The following is a 24,397-nucleotide window of genomic DNA, read 5'->3' as shown; positions in this document are numbered from 1 at the left end:
ATCTAAGCGGGTATATACCCGCGACTGGAGAATAATAATGAGTTCGATGTGGCGTACGTGCGGTTGGGTGTTGCTGGGGAGTGCGCTGATTCTGGCGTTGTCATTGGGCGTGCGGCACGGCTTCGGACTGTTCCTGTCGCCGATGAGCGCCCAGTTCGGCTGGGGTCGCGAGGTGTTCGCCTTCGCCATCGCCTTGCAGAACCTGATCTGGGGCCTGGCGCAACCGTTTACCGGCGCGCTGGCCGACCGCTTTGGCGCTGCGAAAGTGGTGCTGATCGGCGGGGTGCTCTACGCCTTGGGCCTGGTGTTCATGGGCCTGTCGGAAACCGCGTTGGGTTTGTCCCTGAGCGCCGGTCTGTTGATCGGTATCGGACTGTCCGGGACCTCGTTCTCGGTGATTCTTGGCGTCGTCGGCCGCGCCGTGCCGCCGGAAAAACGCAGCATGGGCATGGGCATTGCCAGTGCTGCCGGTTCTTTCGGCCAGTTCGCCATGCTGCCGGGCACCCTCGGGCTGATCGGCTGGCTCGGCTGGTCGGCGGCATTGCTGGTGCTGGGCCTGCTGGTGGCGCTGATCGTGCCGCTGGTGAGCATGCTCAAGGACAAACCGCTGCCGGTGCTCGGCCATGAGCAAACCCTGTCCGAAGCCCTGCGCGAGGCGTGTTCGCACTCCGGTTTCTGGTTGCTGGCATTCGGTTTTTTCGTCTGCGGATTTCAGGTGGTGTTCATCGGCGTGCACTTGCCGGCGTATCTGGTCGATCAGCATTTGCCGGCGAGTGTCGGCACCACGGTGCTGGCGTTGATCGGCCTGTTCAACATCTTCGGTACGTACACCGCCGGTTGGCTCGGCGGGCGGATGTCCAAACCGCGTCTGTTGACCGGACTTTATCTGCTGCGCGCCATGGTGATCGTGCTGTTCCTGTGGCTGCCGGTCACGACGACTTCGGCCTATCTGTTCGGCATGGCCATGGGCTTCCTCTGGCTGTCGACGGTGCCGTTGACCAACGGTACGGTGGCGACCTTGTTTGGCGTGCGAAACCTGTCCATGCTCGGCGGCATCGTGTTTCTGTTCCATCAGTTGGGTTCGTTCCTCGGCGGCTGGCTGGGCGGGGTGGTGTATGACCGAACCGGGAGTTATGACTTGATCTGGCAAGTGGCGATTCTCCTGAGTCTGCTGGCGGCGGCGCTGAACTGGCCGGTGCGCGAGCGCCCGGTCGAGCGCCTGCAACCGCGTGCGAGCGCTGCATGAACCGTTTCTGGCCGCAGATCGTCGTCACCGCACTCGGCGCCGCGTTGCTGGCGCTGGTGTGGTGGGGCTGGCATCAGGGCGGGCTGGCGCTGATGCAGTTGGGCATGGGTGCTTGCTAGATCGGCGGGAGGGCGAGTAACGTCGAGGTCTGACGATTGCTCAAGGATGCCCGACATGCTCAAGCGCTGGTGTGCTGTTCCCGCGTTGCTGATGGCGTTGACCGGACTGGCCCAGGCCGCGGACTGTCCGGATCTGTTGCAAGGTTCGTTGCCCAAGTTGCGGGCCAAGGAATCCATCGACCTGTGTCAGCGCTACGCCGACAAACCGCTGGTGGTGATCAACACCGCCAGCTTCTGTGGTTTCGCGCCGCAGTTCGAGGGGCTCGAAGCGCTGAATCAGCGCTACAAGGCCCAGGGCCTGGAAATGCTCGGCGTGCCGTCCAATGACTTCAAGCAGGAGTCCAAGGACAGCGCCGAGACCGCCAAGGTCTGCTACGCCAACTACGGCGTGACGTTCACCATGACCGAACCGCAGAAGGTCCGGGGTGACGATGCGACTCACTTGTTCCAGGTGCTGGCCAAACAGAGCAGCGCACCGAAGTGGAATTTCTACAAATACGTCATCGACCGCCAAGGCAAGGTGATCGCCAATTTCTCCAGCCTGACCAAACCGGATGATCCTGAATTTCTGGCGGCCATCGAGAAAGCCATTGCCTCCCAGCCGCTGAAACCCTGATCGACGCCCATTAAAAAGCCCCGCCTCTGTGAAGAGAGCGGGGCTTTTTAGTGGGCGAGGCATTAGCCTCGCCGTACAGCATCAGAAGCGGTAGGTTGCGCCGACACCGAAGCCGTTTGCCGAGTTTTCATACTGCGAGTTGTAGCTCTGGCCACGATTGTTTTCGTTGCGGATGTTGACCTTCTCTTCCTTCAGGTACGAGTAGGCGACGTCGATGGTCAGGTCTTCGGTCGGGCTCCAGCCGGCACCGATGCTGAAGATGGTCCGGTCGCCGGTCGGGATGCGTGGCGAACGGTCGACGTTGTTGGTCGGCGACTGGTCGAACGTCAGGCCGGTACGCAGTACCCATTCCTTGTTCAACTGGTAGGACGTACCGATGGCGTAAGCCCAGGTGTCATGCCAGTTCTGTTCTTCGGTGATCTCGCCGAACTGGCCAGCCAGCAGTGGCTGAACGCCGGAGTTCTTGACGGTGATCTTTTCCAGCTGGCTCCAGCGGGTCCAGGTGGTACCGGCGTAGACGTTCCAGCGATCGTTGATCGCCTGGGTGACAGAGAGGTCCACGGATTCAGGCGTGGTGATCTTCAGCGAAGCGTCGTACTTCTGGTTCGCACCCAGGCCGATCGCGCCCAGCACACCGTAGTTGACCTTGGTGTTGCCATCGAGCTTGTAGTCGACTTTCGAGTGGTAGGTCAGACCCAGGCGAGTGCTGTCGGTAGCCTGTACCAGCACGCCGATGTTGTAGCCCAGTGCGGTGTCGTCGCCCTTGATCTTGACCTTGCCGTCCGGCGCTGCCTGAGTAATCGACAGGTTGGATTCCAGCGAGCCGTCGATGCGGTTGATGGTCGGGCCGAAACCGATCGACACGACATCGTTGAACTTGTAGCTGACCGTTGGCTGGAAGGTGATGATCTTGACTTCGGACTTGCTGCCGAAGTAACGGCCGGCGAAGCCGTTTTCATAGTCGGTGATCAGGCCGAAGGGTACGTACACACCCAGACCGAATGCCCAATGCTCGTCGATCGGCTTGACGTAGTAGCCCATAGGTACGGAGGTGAAGGGCACCATGTCGCCTTTGTTGCTGCCGCCGTTCGGGCTGGAGCTGGCGTCGCTGATATCGGTTTTTGCGTCGAGGAATGCAACGCCACCGGTGATTTGTTCGCGCGTGATGCGCGACATGCCGGCAGGGTTGCCATAAACGGTGCTTGCGTCGTCGGCAGAAGAAGATCGCCCGGCGTACCCAGTCCCCATCCCGCTGATGCTGTGTTCGTTGATGGCAAAGCCAGCTGCGAAGATCTGGGTGGATGCCACGGTTACGGCAAGGCTAAGGGTGGTTTTGAGCATGACTTTTTTCATTATTAGAACTCCTGGTGATCACCGGGGCGAAAATTACCAACATTTTCGTCCCGGCGCTATAGTCCGTATGCCTTGAGTTAGAGCGGTTTTGTAGGACAATCCGACCAAAATCAATGCCTGTTGGGCGATGTTGTGAAAACAGCGCGTCAGCAAGCGACCTGATTCAGCGGTGAAACACAGGTTTGCCAGGCGCAGGTGAAGTCGCGCAGACGACCTTGGGGCTGAAAGGTCTGACGCCAGATACGCGCCATGCCCAGCAGATCGTCCGGCTCGGGGAGGGGAGTGTTTTGTTCTTCGACCAGCAGCCAGGCGATGGCTGTGGCATAACGCAAATTGACGGTCAGTTCGAGGTGCGGGCCGCTGAGGAAGGCATGCTGGCTGGCGAGGCCGCGAACCAGGCTGGCGCGTTCCGGATCCAGCGCAAGATAATGGTCCCAAAGGGCTTGGTGGCGGTGTTCGGCAATCCGGTACAGGCCGTGGCCACGACGGTCATGCAGGGCGGAACCAAGGGCGGACTGGCTGGCGGCAATGCCCAGCAGCAGGGATTCGGCGGTTGCGCAGTGACGTCCCAGGTAGATCAGCGTAGGACGGATCACATAGCGGCACAGTTCGCTGGCAGCGATACCCATAAATCCCTCGGATCTTGTTATTGGGCGGCGAGGCCTGAAGGGGGAGCTTGGCAGCTGTGGATCGACTCAGGCTCGCCGGAAGCGGATCACGCCGCTTGAGTTGAAGTGTAGTGTCATATTCGCGACGTAAAGGACTGTTTTTAAAATATTTCCGGCGCGCCGTTATAACCGTTATACCGGTTGGTGCTTAAGCGGAAAGAGGTAAAAGTGAAACATCGGGCAATAAAAAGCCCCGCATTTTCAGCGGGGCTTTTGCTTTTGCAGCCATTTCGGCCTCTCAGGCGATCAATGCCTGACGGGTGCGATCAATCACGGCCTGCAGCGGTTCGGCGCTGGAGTATTGATCGGGGTACAGACGCTCGCTGTGGCGGGCGATCCCGTGTTCATTGACCACGGTGAAGCTGAAGCAGCCTTTGCGAGCGGCCATGATCAGGCAGTTCATTGGAGCAAAAGCGTTGGTTAGGGTGCGAATGGCATCCTGAGTCTGGATTTGAGTCGACATAGTTATTAGGTGTTCCTACAAATGACACGGATAAGAACCGTGCAACGTTAAAACGTTCCAGTAACGTCAACCACCATTGGTCGAACGAAGAACCCGACTGGAACAAGGCAGCCAGTTCGAGCGCTATAAAAGTTGGCGCGCTTGGGCTGGCAGGTAGGTACTTAGGAGGACAGGCAACATATCAAGGGCAGAGGTTCTGGGCCCTTGGTGAAGATCCTGATCAATTTGCAGGTTGGTTCGGTCAGAGTAAGTGGTCTTCGCAACACTCTTTGCATTCGATTCAAAGACTGTGTCGTCGCAAGATTTACCTGGAAACCATCGAGGGGTCGATCCCGCTTTTTTCAGTGAAGGTCTCTGTAAGAGAAACTTGACCGTGGGGGTGTGTTCGACCGGAATTGACTTTCAGCTTGGTACTAACGCCGCGGATACTAACGGAACGAACCGCAGAAGGCAAACCCGATGATCAAAAAAATCAGAATCCGCTGCCCGGGCTCCCCGCCTGCCCCGATCTGGCTCACTTTACCTCCGTCGGTCGCCACGACCCGAAAGATGCTGACGCTCTGCGCAGCGGCTTATCCCCAGCACGAATGCCAAAACGACCCGAAAAGGCGCATCGATATAACCGCGTAACAGGTACTTGTGCACATTAGTTGCGCAGACTGTAACGGCGCTGTCACAACAATCCTGACCCCGATGGCTGCCTGCATCGAAAGTTTAAGTCAATGAAAAACATCGCTTTTTTTAACTGGTGAAAAAATCGTCAGTTTGACTGCGAGCCCCGTTCCACAAGGCTTTGCGGCGACTGGAGGGCGGTTGTCCACTGAGTTATCCACAGCTTCTGTGGATTGTCCCGAGCGCTTGCTCTAGCACGGGCGTGCCGGGTTTTTTTCGACTTTACCTGTGCGAAAAAAAGAGTAGAGTGGCGCGCCTTCCGATCTGTCCCACAGTGTTTTATGAAGTTTCGTTCAGCTCCAGAATCTGTTACCTCCCAACCCCCTCGTGTTACCGCTCCCAAGCGATTTTCCGTGCGCGTAGCCGAATGGCTGCTCGACAGCCCGCGCCTGGGCGACAGCCGAAATGCCAAGCACCTCGCCGGCCGCCTGCTCAAGCAACCGGCCCGGGAAGGGGTGGTCGCGGCGCAGAGTCGCCTCGGTCAGTTGATGTGTCGCGAGTGCGGCAATGCCCGGGATCGCCGGATCGGCCAGGACCTGCTGCGCCAGGCCGCCCGCGCCGGTGACCGACGCGCGCAACAGGAACTCGGCCTGATCGAAGACTGAGCTGTCCAAGACCAGACGCCTTGGTTAACCTTCAGGCTTTATCGGATCGGCGGGAATCACTATGGCGATGGACTTGACCAGCATCCTGCTGGGGCTGGCAGGTGCGGCGGTGCCGTTGCTGGCATTGGCCTGGCAACTGCAACGTCGGGCCAGTCAGAACCAGTCTGAAGTCGCCTTGCTCGAGGAGCGGCTGGCCATGGCGCAAATGGCCCAGGACGGCCTCACTGCGCAGCTCGAAGCCTGCCGCGATGAAATCGCCGACCTCGGCCAGGCCAACGCCTCGAAACAAGCGGAGCTCGCCGCCGTACGCCGGGAAGTCGAGCTGTTGCAGATCGAGCGCGACGACGCCCGTGACGCCGCCCACGCCTGGAACCTCGAACGCGCGAACAAGGAAGCCGAATTACGGCGCCTGGACGCCCAGGCGGCTTCGCTGAATGCCGAATTGCGCGAGCAACAGGAAAGCCATCAACAACGCCTGGATGACCTGCAAGGTTCCCGTGACGAGCTGCGCGCACAGTTCGCCGAACTGGCCGGCAAGATCTTCGATGAGCGCGAACAACGCTTTGCCGAAACCAGCCAGCAGCGCCTCGGCCAGTTGCTCGACCCGCTGAAGGAGCGTATCCAGTCGTTCGAAAAGCGCGTCGAGGAAAGCTACCAGGCCGAAGCCCGCGAGCGTTTTTCGCTGGCCAAGGAACTGGAGCGTCTGCAACAACTGAACCTGCGCCTCAGCGACGAAGCGACCAACCTGACTCGCGCCCTGAAGGGCCAGAAAACCCAAGGCAACTGGGGCGAGCTGATTCTCGAACGCGTGCTTGAGCATGCCGGGCTGGAGAAGGGCCGCGAGTACCAGACCCAGGTCAATCTCAAGGGCCCGGATGGCGAGCGTTTCCAGCCGGACGTGATCATTTACCTGCCGGGCGACAAGCAGGTGGTGGTCGACTCCAAGGTCAGCCTCACCGCCTATCAGCAATACGTGGCGGCGGACGACGATGCCATCGGCCAGATCGCCATGAAGCAGCACGTGCTGTCCCTGCGCAGCCACGTCAAAGGTCTGGCCGGCAAGGATTACAAACGTCTGGAAGGCTTGCACAGCCTCGATTTCGTCTTGCTGTTCGTGCCCATCGAAGCGGCGTTTTCCGCTGCATTGCAGGCCGAGCCGTCACTGTTTCAGGAAGCCTTCGACCGCAATATCGTGATCGTCAGCCCGACCACGCTGCTGGCCACTTTGCGGGTCATCGACAGCCTGTGGAAGCAGGAGCGCCAGAGTCAGAACGCCCGGGAAATCGCCGAGCGCGCCGGTTGGCTGTACGACAAGTTCGTGTTGTTCATTCAGGATCTGGACGAAGTCGGCAATCGCTTGCAGCAACTGGACAAAGCCTACAGCGCGGCGCGCAACAAGCTGACAGAAGGGCGCGGCAACCTGGTCAGCCGTAGTGAACAGCTCAAGTTGCTCGGCGCGCGGGCCAGCAAAAGCCTGCCGGCGGATCTGCTGGAGCGCGCGATGACCGATGCCGATGGCCTGGTCGAGCTACCTGAATAAGCCGCTCTGCTAGAGCGGCAAATAGCGACTCAACAACGCCCGCAACGCCGCCGGTTTCACCGGTTTGGCCAGATAATCCAGCCCCGCTGCATGCACCTGCGCCACGGTTTCTGGATGCCCGTCGGCGCTGATCACCACGCCGGGCACCGGCTCGCCCAGCCTAGTGCGCAACCAGGCCATCAACTCGGTGCCGGTTTCGCCGTGATCGAGGTGATAGTCCACCAGCGCCAATTGTGGCCGCACGCCGTCATCGAGCAGCGCCGCGCATTCTTCTCGGTTGCGCGCCGTCCACACCTGACAGCCCCAGCGCGTGAGCAGGCTGTTCATGCCGATCAGAATGCTGTCTTCATTGTCGATGCACAGCACCTGCGCGCCGCTGTGCAATTTGCCATTGATTTCCACCGCTGCTGGCGCCTGCACGGTCTGCGCTTTGGCCAGCGGCACGCGGACACTGAACACGCTGCCACGCCCCGGCCATGAGCGCACGCGCAAGGTATGGCCGAGCACGCGGCACAGACCGTCGGCTATCGCCAGACCCAGGCCCAGACCTTTTTCGGCGCGGGTCTGGTGGCTGTCGAGGCGTTTGAATTCCTCGAAGATCACTTGCTGTTTGTCCTCCGGAATCCCCGGCCCGCGATCCCACACTTCCAGACAGATTTCGCCTTTGCGCCGACGCACGCCCAGCAGCACCGGGCCTTTTGCGTAGCGGAAAGCGTTGGTGAGGAAGTTCTGCAGAATCCGCCGCAGCAACTTGATGTCGCTGTCGATGCGCAACTGACTGCCCCGTACCCGGAAACTCAAGCCCTGTTCCTGAGCCAGTGCCTTGAATTCCGCGCCGAGAATATCGAACAGCTCATTGACCGCGAACGGCTTGCGATCCGGGTTGATCTTGCCGTTTTCCAGGCGGGAAATGTCCAGCAGGTCGCTGATCAGGTCTTCGGCCGAACGCAGCGAACTGTCGAGATGCTGCACCAGTTTCTGCGCCTCGGCGCTCAGGCCGTCTTCCTGATGGGAGAGGGCGGCGGAGAATAGCCGTGCGGCGTTCAAGGGCTGCATCAGGTCGTGACTGACGGCGGCGAGGAAGCGGGTCTTGGACTGGTTGGCCGCCTCGGCATTGCCCTTGGCTTCGGTCAGCGCGACGTTGAGTTGCGACAGTTCCTGGGTCCGTTCGCTGACCCGTTGCTCCAGCCCTTCGTTGGCCTCAGTCAGCGCCTGCTCGGCTTCGCGGAACGCGGTGATGTCGGTGAAACTCATGACGAAGCCGCCGCCAGGCATCGGGTTGCCAATCAGTTCGATCACCCGGCCATTGGGGAACAGTCGCTCGGAGGTGTGGGCGCGGCCCTGACGCATCCAGTGCAGGCGCCGGGCAACGTGAACTTCCGCTTCACCGGGGCCGCACAAACCACGCTCGGCGTTATGGCGAATGATGTCGGCAATCGGTCGGCCAACGCTGATCAAACCGTCCGGATAGTTGAACAGCTCGAGATAGCGGCGGTTCCAGGCCACCAGTCTCAGCGACTGGTCGACCACGCTGATGCCCTGGGTAATGTTCTCGATCGCGCCTTGCAGCAGCGCGCGGTTGAACTGCAGCACTTCCGAGGCTTCGTCGGCGATCCGCACGACGTCCTCCAGCTGCATTTCCCGACCTTCGATGGCGGCTTTCACGACCGCTCGCGTCGAAGAAGCGCCAAGGACACCGGCCAGCAAACGCTCGGTGTGGGCGATCCATTCGCCGTCGGCGTTCTGGTTCGGGTTGAAGCCTTTGCCCTGACGGTAGGCGAAGCGGATGAAGCTCTGCCGCGCGCGTTCTTCGCCGACAAAGCGTGCCGCCAGTTGCAGCAAATCGTCGATCTGCACTGCCAGCATCGAGCGTGCATTCGGCCGGGCGCTGATTTCCTGGCCGATAAAACGCCCGGCCTGCCAGTGCTCCGACACGCGGGTGCGCGACAGCACCGAGACCCAGGCGAACAGCGTGAAGTTGCCCGCCAGCGACAGCACCACGCCTTGGGTCAGCGGGGTGATCGGCAGGTTCAACGGGTTGCTGTGCAGCCAGGCGAGTCCGGGGAAACTGTCCAGCGACCAACCGAGGCTGCGCGCAGCGATTGGCAGGATCAAGGTGTAGAACCACAGGAACGTACCGGCGGCGAGACCGGCGAATACACCACGCCGGTTGGCCTGTTTCCAGTACAGCGCGCCGAGCATCGCCGGGGCCAGTTGGGTCACGGCGGCGAAGGCGATCTGGCCGATGGTCGCCAGGCTCGCGGTCGAGCCGAGCAAACGGTAGCTGACGTAGGCCAGCAACAGAATCAGCACGATGCTGACGCGACGCACCGAGAGCATCCACTGGCGGAACACTTCGAACGGCCGCTCGGCATTGTTGCGGCGCAGCAGCCACGGCAACAGCATGTCGTTGGAGACCATGGTCGACAGCGCCACACTCGCCACGATCACCATGCCGGTGGCTGCCGACGCACCGCCGATAAACGCCAGCATCGCCAGCGCCGGATGGGCCTGGGCCAATGGCAGGCTGATGACGAAAGAGTCGGGGATGACCGAGCTGGGCAGCAGCATCTGACCGGCCAGGGCGATCGGGACTACAAACAGCGCGGCCAGTGCGAGGTAGGCGGGGAACACCCATTTGGCCAGGCGCAGATCCTGCGGGTCGATGTTCTCGACCACCGTCACGTGGAACTGTCGGGGCAGGCAGATGATCGCCATCATCGCTACGCCGGTCTGTACCACCATCGACGGCCAGTTGATGGTTTCTTTCCAGTATTCCTCCAGGCGCGGGGCGAGCATCGCCTGGTTGAACAGGTCGTCGAAGCCGTCATACAGGCCATAAGTGACGAAGGCGCCGACGGCGAGGAAGGCGAACAGCTTGACCAGCGATTCAAAGGCAATCGCCAGCACCATGCCCCGGTGGTGCTCGGTGGCATCGAGGTTGCGCGTACCGAAGACGATGGTGAACAGCGCCAGCACCAGCGACACGATCAGCGCGGTGTCCTGGGCGCGGGTGCCCATGGCGTCGGCGCCGGCACCGATCAGCAGGTTCACGCCAAGGACGATGCCTTTGAGCTGCAAGGCTATGTAGGGGAGGACGCCGACCAGACAGATCAGCGCGACGACCACCGCCAGCGATTGGGATTTACCGTAGCGGGCGGCGATGAAGTCGGCGATGGAGGTGATGTTCTCCTGCTTGCTGATCATCACCATTTTCTGCAGCACCCACGGCGCACCGAGCAGCAGCAGGATCGGCCCGAGGTAAATCGGCAGAAATGACCAGAGTTGTTCGGCGGCCTGGCCGACTGCGCCAAAGAAGGTCCAGCTGGTGCAGTAGACCGCCAGCGACAGGCTGTACACCCAGGCACGCACCCGTGGCGGCAGCGGCGTGCTGCGACGGTCGCCGTAGAAGGCGATGGCGAACATGATGGCCATATAGGCCAGGGCGACGGCGGCGATCAGCCCGGTGGACAACGACATGGAACACTCCCGACAGAAAACGACCGGACTCGCGCCCGGTCAGACAGTCTCGCACGGGCGCGGCGGTTAGTCAGTGTCGACCAAGGTCGTGGCGCGGCGGGGTGTCGCAGGAACAGAACCGGCCGGTTTGCGGTCAGTCCGGTTTCAGCGCGATGTCGATCAAGCGGTGCAGTTCTCCGACTTCCAGCGGCGCTGCCGAAAACAGAATGCGGAACACCACCGGGGACACCACCAGATTGATCAGCCGATCCACGCTCGGCGCCGGTTCCTTGGGGTGGCGCTCGATGATGGTCTGCAACTGCGCGCCGATGATCGCCACGCAATAGCCCGGCGTCGCACTTGCCTGCACGTCGCGCATCATGTTGCGCCCGGGTTCCGAACTCATTTCGTCGAGGTATTGTTCGGCCCACGCGCGGAGATCGCTGCGCAGACTGCCGGTTTCAGCCGGCTCGCTGTCGGGGCGCATGCGGGCGAGGGCGACGTCGGCCAGCAAGGTCGCCAGATCGCCCCAGCGCCGATAAATCGTCGACGGCGTCACCCCGGCGCGCGCCGCGATTTGCGGGACGGTCACCGTTGAGCGCTCCTGTTCTTGCAGAAGCGCGCGGACTGCCGAGTGAATCGACTCCTGCACCCGGGCACTGCGGCCACCCGGGCGTAAACCTTCTTTAATAGCCATGCGGCAGACCTTAACACAAAGAATTTGCTTTAAGCGCAAGCCAAGAGCACACTCCGCAAAAGCAAAAAATTAGCTTTTGCGGAGTGTGCACATGACCAGCCTTGCTTCCAACCGTTCCAGCCTGTGGTTTCTGGCGATCACCTTACTGAGTTTTCTCGCCGCTTCCACTGCGCCGACGCCGTTGTATCACCTGTATCAGGATCAGCTGCATTTTTCGGCACTGGTGCTGACCCTGATTTTCGGCGTCTACGCCCTTAGTCTGCTGGCCGCGTTGCTGACGGTCGGTTCGCTGTCGGACCACCTGGGACGCAAACCGGTAATCTTCACCGCCGTGACGCTCAATGCGCTGGCGATGCTGCTGTTTATCTACGCCGACAGCGTGGGCTGGCTGATCGGCGCGCGGGTGCTGCAAGGTTTTGCCACCGGCATGGCCACCGCTGTGTTGAGTGCGACGCTGCTGGACATTGATCGCCAGCAGGGGCCGCTGATCAACAGCGTTGCGCCGTTGCTGGGCATGGCGTTGGGCGGCATGGGCTGCGGTTTGCTGGCGGAATTCGCCCCGGCGCCGTTGCAATTGACCTATTGGCTGCTGCTCGCGCTGTTTGTGTTGCAGGGCATCTATGTGTGGCGCCTGCCGGAGAGCGTCTCGCCGCAGGCCGGGGCGTGGGCCTCGTTGCGGCCGACCCTGCACGTGCCGGTCCAGGCGCGTTCGACACTGTGGCGAGTGTTGCCGTTGAACACCGCGACCTGGGCGCTCGGTGGTTTCTATGCCTCGCTGGCACCGTCGCTGGTGCGCACGGCCACTGGCTCCACCTCCAACCTGATCGGCGGTGCCACTGTTGCGGCGCTGACGGTGACCGGTGCGCTGATGATCTTCACCTTGCGCAATCGTCCCGCCTCCCGGGCGCTGCAACTTGGGGCGAGCCTGCTGCCGGCCGGTATCGTGCTGATTCTGTTGGGCGTGCACAGCGCCAGTCTGTCGCTGTTCTTCTTTGGCACGCTGGTGGCCGGTTGTGGCTTTGGCTCTGGTTTTCTCGGTGCGGTGCGCAGTCTGGTGCCGCTGGCATTGCCCCATGAGCGTGCCGGTTTGATGTCGGCATTTTATGTGCTGAGTTACCTGGCGTTCTGCCTGCCGGCGTTGCTGGCCGGGCACTTCACCCATAGCGTGGGCCTGCTGACCACCACCGATGTGTATGGCGCGGTGCTGATCGTGCTGGCGGTCGGAGCGCTGCTGATGAGTTTCCGGGCGCAAGCGGCAAAGACCTGCAGCGCTCCATAAGCCCGTCAGATTCGGTTAGCCTTGGCCAGCCCATTCTTCTCACGGATCGACGCATGAAGATTATCCGCAGCAAGACCTTCACCGCCGAGCGCGCCTGGGGCGCGCTCGACATCGCCAACATGAACGGCATCACCACGCGCCTGCACTGGACCGATCAGCCCTACAAATGGCACGTCAATGACGGTGAAGAAGTGTTTGTGGTGCTCGACGGCAAAGTGCTCATGCACTACCGCGAAGAAGGTGAGGAGAAGCAGGTCTTGCTTGATGTTGGCGACATCTTCTACGCGTCCATCGGCACTGAACACGTCGCTCATCCTCAGGGCGCGGCGCGGATTCTGGTGATCGAAACCGAAGGCAGTGTCTGACTTCATATCTACAAAACAGATAACAGTTAGAGATATTACCCGTTATATAGATATTCGATTCGGTTCTACCATGAGCTCAACCTCACCTGAGGACAGGAGTTCATGATGATTTGCCCCAACAGCGCCAAACCCGGCATCAAGCCATTCAGCCAGCTTCAGCACCCGCGTGAAGTGATCCGCCAATTCACCCCGAACTGGTTCGCCGCCACCATGGGCACCGGCGTGCTGGCCTTGGCGCTGGCGCAATTGCCCGTTTCCATTCCCGGCCTGCACGCCGTGGCCGAAGGGCTGTGGCTGTTCAACATTCTGTTGTTCGTGCTGTTTACCGCTGCCTACGCCGCCCGCTGGATTCTGTTCTTCGACGAAGCTCGGCGGATCTTCGGGCACTCCACGGTATCGATGTTCTTCGGCACCATTCCCATGGGCCTGGCGACCATCATCAACGGCTTTCTGCTGTTCGGTCTGCCGCGCTGGGGCGATGGGGTCATTCAACTGGCCGAAGTGTTGTGGTGGCTGGACGTGGCGATGTCGCTGGCCTGCGGCGTGCTGATTCCCTACATGATGTTTACCCGTCAGGAACACAGCATCGATCAGATGACCGCCGTCTGGCTGTTGCCGGTGGTGGCCGCGGAAGTGGCGGCGGCCAGCGGTGGACTGCTGGCGCCGCATCTCGCCGATGCGCACTCGCAACTGGTGGTGCTGGTGACCAGTTACGTGCTCTGGGCCTTTTCTCTGCCGGTGGCGTTCAGCATCCTGACCATCCTGTTGCTGCGCATGGCCTTGCACAAACTGCCCCACGAAAACATGGCGGCGTCGAGCTGGCTGGCTCTCGGCCCGATCGGCACCGGCGCCTTGGGCATGTTGCTGCTGGGCGGCGATGCCCCGGCGATCTTCGCGGCCAACGGTCTGCCGGGCATCGGTGAAATCGCTTCGGGCCTGGGCCTGATCGCCGGGATCACGCTGTGGGGCTTCGGTCTGTGGTGGATGCTGATGGCGCTGCTGATCACCGTGCGTTACCTGCGTGACGGTATTCCGTTCAACCTCGGCTGGTGGGGTTTCACCTTCCCGTTGGGCGTTTATTCGCTGGCAACCCTGAAACTGGGCAGCACCTTGCACCTGACTTTCTTCAGCGTGGCCGGTTGTGTAATGGTGACGTTGCTGGCGGTGATGTGGCTGATCGTCGGTAAACGCACGCTGCAAGGCGCGTGGCGCGGTGAGCTGTTTGTTTCACCGTGCATTGCAGGTTTGAAGAAATAACCTGCAAAGATTAGGTAATGTGTGGCCTGGATCGCGGTTCGAGATTCTTATAAGCGTAGCCAGGCCACTCGCTACCTTCTCTTTCCAAAAACAACAGGGTCACACGGAAGATGAGTCACCCCTCACAGTTCAACCTGCTGCGCACCCGGCGCTTCCTGCCGTTCTTCATCACCCAGTCGCTGGGCGCGTTCAACGACAACGTGTTCAAGCAGTCGCTGATCCTCGCCATCCTCTATCGGCTGACCATCGAAGGTGACCGCTCCATCTGGGTCAACCTGTGTGCGCTGCTGTTTATTCTGCCGTTCTTTCTGTTCTCGGCGCTGGCCGGGCAGTTCGGGGAAAAATTCGCCAAGGACGCGTTGATCCGTCTGATCAAACTGGCAGAAATCGCCATCATGGCCGTGGGATCCATCGGCTTTCTGTTCGATCACCTGTCGCTGATGCTGGTGGCGCTGTTCGCCATGGGCACGCACTCGGCGCTGTTCGGGCCGGTGAAATATTCGATCCTGCCGCAGGCCTTGCGCGACGATGAACTGGTCGGCGGCAACGGGCTGGTGGAGATGGGCACGTTCCTGGCGATCCTGGCCGGGACCATCGGCGCCGGGGTGATGATGTCGTCGGCCAATTACGCGCCGGTGGTCTCCGCCGCGATTGTCGGTATCGCCGTGCTGGGCTATCTGGCCAGTCGCAGCATTCCCCGCGCCGCGGCGGCCACCCCGGAGATGCGCCTGAACTGGAACATCTTCAGTCAGTCCTGGGCGACGTTGAAACTGGGCCTGGGGCAGACGCCAGCGGTGTCGCGCTCGATTGTCGGCAACTCGTGGTTCTGGTTCGTCGGGGCGATTTATCTGACGCAGATCCCGGCTTACGCCAAGGAGTGGATGCACGGCGACGAAACCGTGGTCACCCTGATTCTGACGGTGTTTTCGGTCGGCATTGCACTGGGGTCGATGCTGTGCGAGAAGCTGTCCGGACGCAAAGTCGAGATTGGCCTGGTGCCGTTTGGCTCGTTCGGCCTGACCGTTTTCGGGCTGCTGCTGTGGTGGCATTCCGGTGGAATACCAGAAAGCGCTGTTGGCCATAGCTGGACCGAAGTGCTGAGTTTCGGTCATGCCTGGGCGGTGTTGATCGATGTGCTGGGCCTCGGGATCTTTGGCGGTTTCTACATCGTGCCGCTGTACGCGCTGATCCAGTCGCGCACCGCCGAAAACGAGCGGGCGCGTGTGATTGCCGCCAACAACATTCTCAACGCGCTGTTCATGGTGATTTCGGCGATTGTCACCATCGTGTTGCTGAGCGTGGTGAAACTGTCGATTCCGCAGCTGTTCCTGGTGGTGTCGCTGCTGAACATCGGCGTCAACGCCTACATCTTCAAGATCGTCCCCGAGTTCAGCATGCGTTTCATGATCTGGCTGCTGAGCCATTCCATGTACCGCGTCGAGCATCGCAACCTTGAAGCGATTCCGGATGAGGGCGCGGCATTGCTGGTGTGCAACCACGTGTCGTTCGTCGATGCCTTGCTGATCGGCGGTGCGGTGCGTCGGCCGATTCGCTTTGTCATGTACTACAAGATCTACAACCTGCCGGTGCTGAACTTTATCTTCCGCACGGCGGGGACGATTCCTATCGCCGGACGTCAGGAAGACATTCAGATCTACGAAAAGGCCTTCACCCGGATTGCCCAGTATCTGAAGGAAGGGGAGCTGGTCTGCATCTTCCCGGAAGGCAAGTTGACTGCCGATGGTGAAATCAACGAGTTCAAGGGCGGGCTGACGCGGATTCTCGAAGAGACACCGGTGCCGGTGATTCCGCTGGCGTTGCAGGGGTTGTGGGGGAGTTTCTTCAGTCGCGATCCCAATAAAGGTTTCTTTCACCGGTTGTGGTCGCGGGTGACGCTGGTGGCGGGTTCGCCGGTTGCCGTTGAGTCTGCGCAGCCAGCGGAGTTGCAGGCGATGGTCGGGGAGTTGCGCGGGACAGTCAGGTAGTTGGTTGGAAAGCCGCCATCCCTGACGGATGGCGGCAACGGCTCAGGCGCTGACCTTGAGCCCGATCAGTCCGGTGACGATCAACGCGACACTGGCCAGGCGTATCAACGCCATCGATTCGCCAAACAGGATGATCCCGGCAATCACCGTGCCCACGGCACCGACGCCAGTCCAGATCGCATAAGCCGTGCCCAGCGGCAATTCCTTCATCGCCAGACCCAGCAAGCCCAAGCTGACTGCCATGGCGGCAACGGTGAGAACGGTCGGAAGCGGACGGGTGAAACCATCAGTGTATTTCAGGCCGACGGCCCAGCCGACTTCGAACAGGCCGGCGAAAAACAGAATGATCCAGGACATGAAAGACCTCCATCGATTGACGGGGCCGTCCCCAGATTGAAAACTCGATTGAGCCGCAGGGTCGTCCCCGCGTGGCGCACATACTACCTAAAAATGTGCGCCGCACCGCGATCCGGAATCAGTCGGCCGTCTGTTGTGCCAACGTCTCACGGTCTTGTTTTTCGCTCATCCGCCGGAACCAGGTCGACAGCAGCGCCCCGGAAATGTTGTGCCACACACTGAACAGTGCACTTGGCACCGCCGCCAGTGGCGAAAAGTGCGCACTGGCCAGCGCAGCACCCAGCCCCGAGTTCTGCATGCCGACTTCCAACGCCAAGGACTTGCGCTGCGGCAGTGGCAGGCCGAACAGGCGTCCGGTGAAATAACCCAGCAGATAACCGAAGCTGTTGTGCAGCATCACCACGGCCATGATCAGCAGGCCGGATTCGGCGATTTTCGCCTGGCTGGCGGCAACCACGGCGGCAACGATGATCACGATGCTGACCACCGACACCAGCGGCAGCACTTCCACCGCGTGGCGCACCTTGTCCCCAAGCACACGTTGCGCGACCACGCCGAGGATGATCGGCAGCAGGACCACTTGCAGGATCGACCAGAACAATTCCATGAACGAAACCGGCAACCAGGCCGAGGCCAGCAGCCAGATCAGCGCTGGCGTCAGCAGCGGGGCGAGGAGGGTGGTGACGGCGGCGATGGCCACCGACAGCGCCAGATCGCCACGGGCCAGCCAGGTCATGACGTTCGAGGACGTGCCGCTCGGGCAGCACCCCACCAGAATCACGCCGACGGCGATTTCCGGCGGCAGATGAAAGATCTGGCACAGCAACCAGGCCATCCCCGGCATGATCACGAAATGCGCGACCACGCCCAGTGCCACACGCCACGGATGGCGGGCGACGGCGGCGAAGTCGTCGAGTTTGAGGGTCAGGCCCATGCCGAACATCACCAGCCCGAGCAACGGCACGATCGCGCCTTTGAGACCGAGGAACCAGGCCGGCTGCAGGAACGCGATCACCGCGAAAATCAGAACCCAGTAAGCGAAGGTGTTGCCAACAAAACGACTCAGTGCAGCCAGTGCGCGCATGGCCTGTTCCTTATTATTAATAGAACCGCAGAAACCAATGTGGGAGCGAGCCTGCTCGCGATGGCGGCGTTACAGTCGACAAAAAATGTTGAGTGCAATGGCCCTATCGCGAGCAGGCTCGCTCCCACAGTTTTTCACTCGGCAGGCTTAGATCCCCTGCGGAGTCTCTTCGCCGCCCAGCGCTTCAACCAGCGCCGGCAGGAAGTCGCCGAACGTCAGCATCATCAGGGTGAAGCTGGCGTCGAGTTGGCCGAGGGCTTCGTCGCCGCCATCCTGTTCCGCCTGATCCTGCAACAGGTCTTCGAATTTCAGGCGCTTGACGGTCATCTTGTCGTCGAGCATGAACGACAGTTTGTCCTGCCAGGCCAGCGACAGTTGCGTCACCACCTTGCCGGTGCTCAGGTGCAGCTGGATTTCTTCGCTGGTCAGGTCCTGACGCTTGCAACGCACGATGCCGCCGTCTTCATGGGTGTCGCGCAGTTCGCACTCGTCCAGGACGAAGAAGTCCGGGGCGGCTTGCTGGGTGGTGACCCATTCGGTCATCACGGCGGTCGGCGCGGTTTTCACTGTCAGCGGACGAACCGGCAGGGTGCCGATCACTTCACGCAGGGTGGAGAGCAGGTCTTCGGCGCGTTTCGGGCTGGCCGAGTTGACCAGGATCAGGCCCTGTTTCGGCGCGATGGCGGCGAAGGTCGACGAGCGGCGGATAAACGCGCGCGGCAGGAACGCCTGGATGATTTCATCCTTGATCTGATCGCGTTCCTTCTTATAGACCTTGCGCATCTGCTCGGCTTCGATCTCTTCGACCTTTTCCTTGACCGCATCGCGCACGACGCTGCCCGGCAGAATGCGTTCTTCTTTACGGGCGGAGATCAGCAGAAAGTCACCGCTGACGTGCACCAGTGGAGCATCTTCGCCCTTGCCGAACGGCGCGATGAAACCGTAGGTGGTCAACTCCTGGCTTGCACATGGACGCGCCAGTTTGGTGGCCAGTGCAGTTTCCAGCGCCTCGGCATCGACAGGCAGGTCTTGGGTCAGGCGATAGATAAGCAGGTTCTTGAACCACATGGGGTGAGTCTCTCCTTTATACAAAGGGGGGCATTATTGTCTTCGCCGGGTCATAGGCCAACCCTTCTCTAAGCCTTTGGAAGGCCTGAGAAAATTATTTAAAAAAGTGCTTGCCAGAGGTAGGGTCGCTCCGTAGAATGCGCGCCACACCGAAGCGAAGGGTGATTAGCTCAGCTGGGAGAGCGTCTGCCTTACAAGCAGAATGTCGGCGGTTCGATCCCGTCATCACCCACCATTCGTTTTCAAGTGTTTAGCGCAGCGGTAGTTCAGTCGGTTAGAATACCGGCCTGTCACGCCGGGGGTCGCGGGTTCGAGTCCCGTCCGCTGCGCCATATTCGGTAACCTGGAACACTGAACGCCAGGTCACCACGGAAAAACCCGCCAAGGCGGGTTTTTTTCTGCCTCGAGTTGTACAGGCGGGATGTGTCGTTTCACCGGTTTTCGGATTTTTTTGAAAAAAACTTCAATTAAATCAACACTTTACGAAAACTTGTGGCATAATGCGCCCCGTAACGAAGCGAAGGGTGATTAGCTCAGCTGGGAGAGCGTCTGCCTTACAAGCAGAATGTCGGCGGTTCGATCCCGTCATCACCCACCATTTCGTTTCAAGCGTTTCGCGCAGCGGTAGTTCAGTCGGTTAGAATACCGGCCTGTCACGCCGGGGGTCGCGGGTTCGAGTCCCGTCCGCTGCGCCATATTCGGTCATCTGGAACACTGAACGCCAGATCACCACAGAAAGCCCGCCAAGTGCGGGCTTTTTGCTGTCCGGGGTTTGGCTTTTGCCGGGCCTGAACATGAGAAAGCGACCTTTGACGGTCGCTTTTTTCGTTTCTGGCGCTGCTATTGCGCCGAGTTGCGGCTGTGGCGGTAATCACTCACCGCTTCATACACCGCTTTGCGCAGGCGGTTGATCCCGCCAATCGGGCGATGAGCGTCGATGCCGAACCAGGGATTGAACGACAGGTTGTCGCATTGCAGGTTCAGCGCCGGGGTGTCGAAGTCCTGCGGGGGCAGGGTGATCCTCGCCACTGTCTGGAATGGGCTGTCCTGCTCGCGCCATTCGATGCTGGTGTCTTCGATCGGCATGTACTTGTTCGCGTCCTGGCGCTGGATCTGCAATACGAAACACGCCGGTATCCGGTCGGTCGACAGCTGCTGATTCAACGCGGTGCGCAGGAAGTTCGGCAGATCCCGGTTCTGTTTCGGCAAGGTATATGCGGGGCAGCGCTCCGGATCCGGCATCACCCGGAACTTGGCATTGGCCTCGCCGAACTTGTAGGGCGATACCGAAAAGTAGGTCGTACGTGTCGGGCTCTCTGGTGGTGGCGAAAGGGTCGCCAGCGCAATGAACAGGTGCCGAATTTGCCACTGGCGCGGATCCCACCCCGGAAAAAACGCCATGACCTTCTTGCCGTCAGCCTGCGCCGCCACATTCTGACGGTACTCGGCGACATCGCTGACAAAGAAGTTCGGGTGACTGAACATCACGAAATCCTGCTCGTGCAGCCCCTGACGGTCACCCAGCAACTGCTTGCCCGGCACATCGAGCAGTTTGAGCGCCATGCCCCGGGCATCGCGGATGCTGTCGAATTGCGGATACGCGTTGCCGTTGGACAGGCGCATCGTCGCTTTCCACAGCTTGCCCGGTTCGCTGAAGACGCCCTGGCGCAATTCCTGAGCCAGATCCGGCAACACCTGCACATCGGCCTTCACGCAGCCATGGGCCTTGGCATGGGCGTCGCGCAGGTAGCGGGTGCTTTCGCGGTGCTGATCGACGATGCGCACCGCGGTCTGAATCACGTCCTGGGTCATGGCGGCCTCGCCGTCCGGAACCTGCTCCAGCGCCGACACCGGGCCACGGTGTTGCCAGGCGAACCAGGTGGTCGCCAGGGCCCAGCCGATCAGGCCGATCACCAGCAGGAGGACCAAGGTTTTGCCCAGTATCCGTCCCAGCCAGAGCCAGAAACGCGCGAGCAGCGAAGGTCTTTTGAAGGAATTGAAGATCATGGCAGTTGCGCCTCCAGCGGGCCGCCCAGCACTTTCAGGTATTCCAGCAACGCCCAGCGTTCTTCAGGCTGCAGCAGTCGGCCGATGACGCCGTTGCCGCGCTCGCCGGCGCGAAATTCGTGGCCGCTGTTGTGGTTGCCGGTGATGCGGGTGTCGAACAGGAAGCCGTTGGTGAAGGCTTCGGTGCGGTAGCCCAGATGGCGCGGGTCGTATTCGAAGGTGCCTTTATAGAACGTGGTGGCGCGCTCGTCCTGAGGTGACAGCAACTGATAAAGGCTCGGCACCGAGCCGTTGTGCAGAAATGGGGCCGTGGCCCATACGCCGGCCAGCGGTCGGGCCTTGTAGGCGACTTTTTCGCGAACGCCGATCGGCAGACCGAAGCCGTCGAGCTGTGGTTTCTCGGCAGCAGTGACGCCGGCTTCGCGGTACGCGCGGTTCTCCACGAAGGCGGTGACGTAAGCCAGTCCCTTGGCCACCGACAGCTGGCTGAGGTCCAGCGGTTCCTTGGGTTTGGGGTGCAACTTCACGTCCATTTGTTCCAACTCCGCCGGGTTCCATTGCAGAGCGGTCAGGTCGAAGCGGTGATTGGCAATGTTGTTGGCCGCATTCGGGTCGGTGCCGATGACGTCCACCGGTAGCATGTGCAGGTGCTGCACCCAGCGTTCGCCTTCCTGGGTCTGGCGCGGCACATGGCACCCGGCGCAGTTCTCGGCGAACAGGGCTCGGCCCTTGGCTGCCAAGGGTTTGTCGACGACGCCGAGCACCTCTTCAGGCCAGGCCGGCGGTCGCAGTTTTTGCAGGGTTTCTTCGATCTTGTGCAGATCACGCACGCGTACGCTGGAGGCATAGCGCTCATCGCCCTGCAGTGGCTGACCGTTGGCGTCGAAGAAATTCAGGGTGGCGCCGACCCCCAGCGCCTCGCCGATATTGCGCGCCATCGGTTGCTGCGCCGAGCCGTTCCATTGCACCCAGTCGAAGGTCCACATGTCCCATAGCTGCGGGTAATCCACCGGGGCATTGGCCACGCGATAGTTGCTCGGGGAGATCGCATCACCGAAGGTCGCGTTGGCGATACGCCCGAAGGCATCGGTGCGGCCGGGGCCTTCTTCGGTGGGGTAGAGGCCGCGATGGGTGTCGTTCCAGGCCACTTTGATGAAGGTGTTCAGTGAGCGTTTGAAGTCTTTGCGCAGTTGTTCGTGGCGCGCGTCGTAGTCGTCGCCCAGCACATGGCGGGCGAAACGTTCGAATTTCCACGGGTTGTAGTAAGTCGAGGTGAGACTGGCGACCAATGCCTGTCCGAAACTTCCGCCGCGCAACGTAGGAACGCTGGAAGGCAACACGTGCTGGGCCGAGCCGCCATCGATGCGCACTGCCTGGCCATTGAAGTGCAGTTCGCCGGTATGGCAGGCCGCGCAAGTGATGTCGAGATATTGCTCGGAGCTCCCGGGATTCCGGTGACGGGCGAAACCCACCGGCAGATTGCCCGGGTTGTCCGGCGTGGCTTTCTGCTGCGGATCGATCAGAAAACCGAAACGCGCGAGGTATTCCGGGGAAGCGAAGCGTTGCTGCGAGAACGGCAGCTCCAGCGCCTGGAACCACTCATAGCGCAAGCCCTTGACCTGCGTCCCCTGCGGGGTGAAGTAGTAGGTCTGGCGCTCTTGCTCAGTCCACTGATCCAGGTAATGCACCTGTTTCGCGGGCGTCGGGAAGGGCAATTTCGGATTGGCGACATAGTAAAGAACCACTGCCAGGACCAGTCCCAGCAGCACCACGATCAGCGTCAGCACACGGTATAAGAGGCGCAAGATGAACATCCTTGTCGATTTGTTGCGCTGTTATGCCTGAGGCGGGTGGTGTGCGGCAAGTGGCCATTACGCCAAGTGTTGTGGGAGGTGACATCAATTGTCGTCAGAGCCAGATGACAGAAGCTTCATCACGGCGTTGGCCAAATGCGTTTTAATCCCTGAACTTATCGGAAGATTCCTGCTCTCATGCCGGTAGCCATTGGTCGTGGCGGCCTGATAAGCTCGCGGCTTTACTCGATTGCCCTTTCGGCGCATGAACAAGGAAATAGCATGAAACAGCATCGGTTGGCGGCGGCGGTTGCCCTGGTTAGCCTGGTACTCGCGGGTTGTGATTCGCAGACCAGCGTAGAGCTGAAAACCCCGGCGCAAAAAGCTTCCTACGGTATCGGCCTGAACATGGGCAAGAGCCTTGCTCAGGAAGGCATGGATGATCTGGACTCCAAAGCGGTAGCCCAGGGCATCGAAGATGCCGTCGGCAAGAAAGAACAGAAGCTGAAAGATGAAGAACTGGTCGAAGCTTTCGCCGCGCTGCAAAAGCGTGCCGAAGAGCGTATGGCCAAGATGAGCGAAGAGTCGGCAGCCGCCGGCAAGAAATTCCTCGAAGAAAACGGCAAGAAGGCTGGCGTGACCACCACCGCTTCCGGCTTGCAGTACGAAGTGGTCAAGAAAGCCGACGGTCCACAGCCCAAGCCTACCGATGTCGTGACCGTTCACTACACCGGCAAGCTGACCAATGGCACCGTTTTCGACAGCTCCGTAGAGCGCGGCAGTCCGATCGATCTGCCGGTCAGCGGTGTGATTCCGGGTTGGGTCGAAGGTCTGCAACTGATGCACGTTGGCGAGAAGTACAAGCTGTACATCCCTAGCGACCTGGCTTACGGCGCACAATCGCCAAGTCCGGCAATCCCGGCCAACTCGGTTCTGGTCTTCGACCTGGAACTGCTGGGTATCAAGGATCCAGCCAAAGAAGACGCCGCTGCCGCCAAGCAATAAGCATCGGCACCGGTTTCAACAACAACGCCTCGCTTATGCGGGGCGTTGTTGCATCTGGACGATGGTCGGCGTAAACAGACCGAACCGATGCCGGTCATGGCAGTCCTAGACTTTAAGGTTGTTCGCGCTAGACGCCCGGAGCCGCCAAGTCAATGAAATATTGGGATTTTTTATGTGAGTAAAAAACGCCCGATTTAAGCGCAGCCCTTATGAAACGGGGCTCTCAGCGCTGAAATGCAGCTCTGTTCACAAGGTTATCCACAATTTGTGTGGATAACATTTCAACGGGAGAAATAAATGAAAGCGCCGTGGAATTTCGCCCGATTCCTGCCTTTGGCCGGACGACTGCTGGCTCGAGGCCGCTTGCCGACCTTGTTGTTCTCCGTGGCCAGCAAAGGCGCCGCCCAAGGCAATCGCCTCGGCAAGCTCAAGGACGATTTGCGTCTGTTGCAGGCGCTGTGCCTGGCGTACTGGCGCGGCGAATACCGCGCGATCAGCGCCAAGGCGATCGTTTCGGTGGTGGCCGGTCTGATGTACTTCCTCAGCCCAGTGGATGCGATCCCGGATTTCATTCCCATGTTCGGCATGCTCGATGACATTGCCGTTCTCGCCTGGCTAATGAAAACCCTCGACGAAGAACTGAACGCCTTCCGCCTGTGGCGTCAGCGCCAGGCGCCGGAAAAGCTCAGAGTGGTCGAGCGTCTGCCCGATACGCCCGAGCAACTTCAGCTTCAGGGGCCGAAAAAGTCCTGAATCGCG

General features: G+C 60.6%; 21 protein-coding genes and 4 tRNA genes. 15 read left to right on the top strand and 10 right to left on the bottom strand.

Annotation, left to right across the window (positions count from 1 at the left end):
• Nucleotides 1-37: 37 nt before the first annotated feature.
• From CAF80_RS00680 to CAF80_RS00675, 3 genes are read left to right on the top strand one after another with little or no spacing between them, the layout of a single operon-like run.
• Nucleotides 38-1,246, top strand: coding sequence for an MFS transporter (locus tag CAF80_RS00680; protein ID WP_085666688.1), 1,209 nt, complete (start codon nt 38-40; stop codon nt 1,244-1,246).
• Nucleotides 1,243-1,365: a hypothetical protein gene (locus CAF80_RS28995; RefSeq protein WP_007950415.1), complete on the top strand. Its 123-nt coding sequence runs from the start codon at nt 1,243-1,245 to the stop codon at nt 1,363-1,365. The genes CAF80_RS00680 and CAF80_RS28995 overlap by 4 nt, the downstream gene beginning before the upstream one ends.
• A gap of 55 nt (nt 1,366-1,420) precedes the next feature.
• Complete coding sequence (locus CAF80_RS00675; protein WP_039769833.1) at nt 1,421-1,981, top strand: glutathione peroxidase; 561 nt, start codon at nt 1,421-1,423, stop codon at nt 1,979-1,981.
• A gap of 81 nt (nt 1,982-2,062) precedes the next feature.
• Here CAF80_RS00675 and CAF80_RS00670 read toward each other — a convergent pair whose 3' ends face one another.
• The 3 genes from CAF80_RS00670 to CAF80_RS00660 form a co-directional block, all read right to left on the bottom strand.
• Nucleotides 2,063-3,334 (bottom strand): OmpP1/FadL family transporter, encoded by a 1,272-nt coding sequence (locus tag CAF80_RS00670; protein ID WP_074687575.1) that lies wholly within the window; start codon nt 3,332-3,334, stop codon nt 2,063-2,065.
• A 146-nt stretch (nt 3,335-3,480) separates the two neighbouring features.
• Nucleotides 3,481-3,963, bottom strand: coding sequence for a hypothetical protein (locus CAF80_RS00665; protein WP_039769836.1), 483 nt, complete (start codon nt 3,961-3,963; stop codon nt 3,481-3,483).
• 277 nt (nt 3,964-4,240) lie between these two features.
• On the bottom strand, nt 4,241-4,465 hold the full coding sequence (locus tag CAF80_RS00660; RefSeq protein WP_007950419.1) for a hypothetical protein: 225 nt from the start codon (nt 4,463-4,465) through the stop codon (nt 4,241-4,243).
• A gap of 953 nt (nt 4,466-5,418) precedes the next feature.
• Here CAF80_RS00660 and CAF80_RS00650 point away from each other — a divergent pair.
• Both CAF80_RS00650 and rmuC read left to right on the top strand, forming a co-directional pair.
• Entirely contained in the window at nt 5,419-5,742 is a 324-nt protein-coding gene (locus CAF80_RS00650; protein ID WP_074687576.1) for a hypothetical protein, read from the top strand.
• 175 nt (nt 5,743-5,917) lie between these two features.
• A complete protein-coding gene (gene rmuC / locus CAF80_RS00645) occupies nt 5,918-7,282 on the top strand; it encodes a DNA recombination protein RmuC (protein WP_166742348.1) in 1,365 nt (454 codons plus the stop codon).
• 9 nt (nt 7,283-7,291) lie between these two features.
• On the opposite strand, the gene CAF80_RS00640 is transcribed toward rmuC, so the two are convergent.
• The gene (locus CAF80_RS00640) at nt 7,292-10,762 is read right to left on the bottom strand and encodes a hybrid sensor histidine kinase/response regulator (RefSeq protein ID WP_085666687.1); all 3,471 of its coding nucleotides are present in this window, start codon (nt 10,760-10,762) and stop codon (nt 7,292-7,294) included.
• Between the two features lie 133 nt (nt 10,763-10,895).
• Nucleotides 10,896-11,438, bottom strand: coding sequence for a TetR/AcrR family transcriptional regulator (locus CAF80_RS00635; protein WP_074687579.1), 543 nt, complete (start codon nt 11,436-11,438; stop codon nt 10,896-10,898).
• Nucleotides 11,439-11,529: 91 nt separating this feature from the next.
• On the opposite strand from CAF80_RS00635, the gene CAF80_RS00630 reads away from it, so the two are divergent.
• From CAF80_RS00630 to CAF80_RS00615, 4 genes are all read left to right on the top strand, one after another.
• The gene (locus CAF80_RS00630) at nt 11,530-12,717 is read left to right on the top strand and encodes an MFS transporter (protein WP_074687580.1); all 1,188 of its coding nucleotides are present in this window, start codon (nt 11,530-11,532) and stop codon (nt 12,715-12,717) included.
• A 53-nt stretch (nt 12,718-12,770) separates the two neighbouring features.
• On the top strand, nt 12,771-13,082 hold the full coding sequence (locus CAF80_RS00625; RefSeq protein ID WP_074687581.1) for a cupin domain-containing protein: 312 nt from the start codon (nt 12,771-12,773) through the stop codon (nt 13,080-13,082).
• Between the two features lie 105 nt (nt 13,083-13,187).
• Nucleotides 13,188-14,339: a TDT family transporter gene (locus tag CAF80_RS00620; RefSeq protein ID WP_085666686.1), complete on the top strand. Its 1,152-nt coding sequence runs from the start codon at nt 13,188-13,190 to the stop codon at nt 14,337-14,339.
• A 110-nt stretch (nt 14,340-14,449) separates the two neighbouring features.
• On the top strand, nt 14,450-16,324 hold the full coding sequence (locus CAF80_RS00615; protein ID WP_085666685.1) for an MFS transporter: 1,875 nt from the start codon (nt 14,450-14,452) through the stop codon (nt 16,322-16,324).
• A 42-nt stretch (nt 16,325-16,366) separates the two neighbouring features.
• On the opposite strand, the gene sugE is transcribed toward CAF80_RS00615, so the two are convergent.
• From sugE to rdgC, 3 genes are all read right to left on the bottom strand, one after another.
• Nucleotides 16,367-16,681 carry a quaternary ammonium compound efflux SMR transporter SugE gene (gene sugE / locus CAF80_RS00610; protein ID WP_039769847.1) on the bottom strand — a complete coding sequence of 105 codons (315 nt, stop codon included), beginning with the start codon at nt 16,679-16,681 and terminating at the stop codon, nt 16,367-16,369.
• A gap of 118 nt (nt 16,682-16,799) precedes the next feature.
• On the bottom strand, nt 16,800-17,765 hold the full coding sequence (locus tag CAF80_RS00605; protein WP_085666684.1) for a bile acid:sodium symporter family protein: 966 nt from the start codon (nt 17,763-17,765) through the stop codon (nt 16,800-16,802).
• A 147-nt stretch (nt 17,766-17,912) separates the two neighbouring features.
• Nucleotides 17,913-18,833 carry a recombination-associated protein RdgC gene (gene rdgC, locus CAF80_RS00600; protein ID WP_085666683.1) on the bottom strand — a complete coding sequence of 307 codons (921 nt, stop codon included), beginning with the start codon at nt 18,831-18,833 and terminating at the stop codon, nt 17,913-17,915.
• Between the two features lie 159 nt (nt 18,834-18,992).
• On the opposite strand from rdgC, the gene CAF80_RS00595 reads away from it, so the two are divergent.
• The 4 genes from CAF80_RS00595 to CAF80_RS00580 all read left to right on the top strand — a co-directional run bounded on the left by CAF80_RS00595 (nt 18,993) and on the right by CAF80_RS00580 (nt 19,528).
• A tRNA-Val gene (locus tag CAF80_RS00595) sits at nt 18,993-19,068 on the top strand.
• A 20-nt stretch (nt 19,069-19,088) separates the two neighbouring features.
• Nucleotides 19,089-19,165: transfer RNA gene (locus CAF80_RS00590), tRNA-Asp, on the top strand.
• 190 nt (nt 19,166-19,355) lie between these two features.
• Nucleotides 19,356-19,431, top strand: a tRNA-Val gene (locus CAF80_RS00585).
• Between the two features lie 20 nt (nt 19,432-19,451).
• A tRNA-Asp gene (locus CAF80_RS00580) sits at nt 19,452-19,528 on the top strand.
• Between the two features lie 145 nt (nt 19,529-19,673).
• Here CAF80_RS00580 and CAF80_RS00575 read toward each other — a convergent pair.
• On the bottom strand, nt 19,674-20,840 hold the full coding sequence (locus CAF80_RS00575; protein WP_085666682.1) for a catalase family protein: 1,167 nt from the start codon (nt 20,838-20,840) through the stop codon (nt 19,674-19,676).
• Nucleotides 20,837-22,645 carry a di-heme-cytochrome C peroxidase gene (locus tag CAF80_RS00570; RefSeq protein ID WP_074687886.1) on the bottom strand — a complete coding sequence of 603 codons (1,809 nt, stop codon included), beginning with the start codon at nt 22,643-22,645 and terminating at the stop codon, nt 20,837-20,839. The genes CAF80_RS00575 and CAF80_RS00570 overlap by 4 nt, the downstream gene beginning before the upstream one ends.
• Before the next feature lie 270 nt (nt 22,646-22,915).
• On the opposite strand from CAF80_RS00570, the gene CAF80_RS00565 reads away from it, so the two are divergent.
• Both CAF80_RS00565 and CAF80_RS00560 read left to right on the top strand, forming a co-directional pair.
• Nucleotides 22,916-23,638, top strand: coding sequence for an FKBP-type peptidyl-prolyl cis-trans isomerase (locus CAF80_RS00565; protein ID WP_039769851.1), 723 nt, complete (start codon nt 22,916-22,918; stop codon nt 23,636-23,638).
• Between the two features lie 297 nt (nt 23,639-23,935).
• Nucleotides 23,936-24,391, top strand: a complete 456-nt coding sequence (locus CAF80_RS00560) for a YkvA family protein (protein ID WP_039769852.1) — start codon at nt 23,936-23,938, stop codon at nt 24,389-24,391.
• Nucleotides 24,392-24,397: the final 6 nt, after the last annotated feature.

Source organism: Pseudomonas sp. B34(2017), assembly GCF_002112915.1.
In the GTDB taxonomy this organism is placed as follows: domain Bacteria; phylum Pseudomonadota; class Gammaproteobacteria; order Pseudomonadales; family Pseudomonadaceae; genus Aquipseudomonas; species Aquipseudomonas pharyngis.
This window is presented reverse-complemented; position numbering and strand designations above follow the sequence as displayed.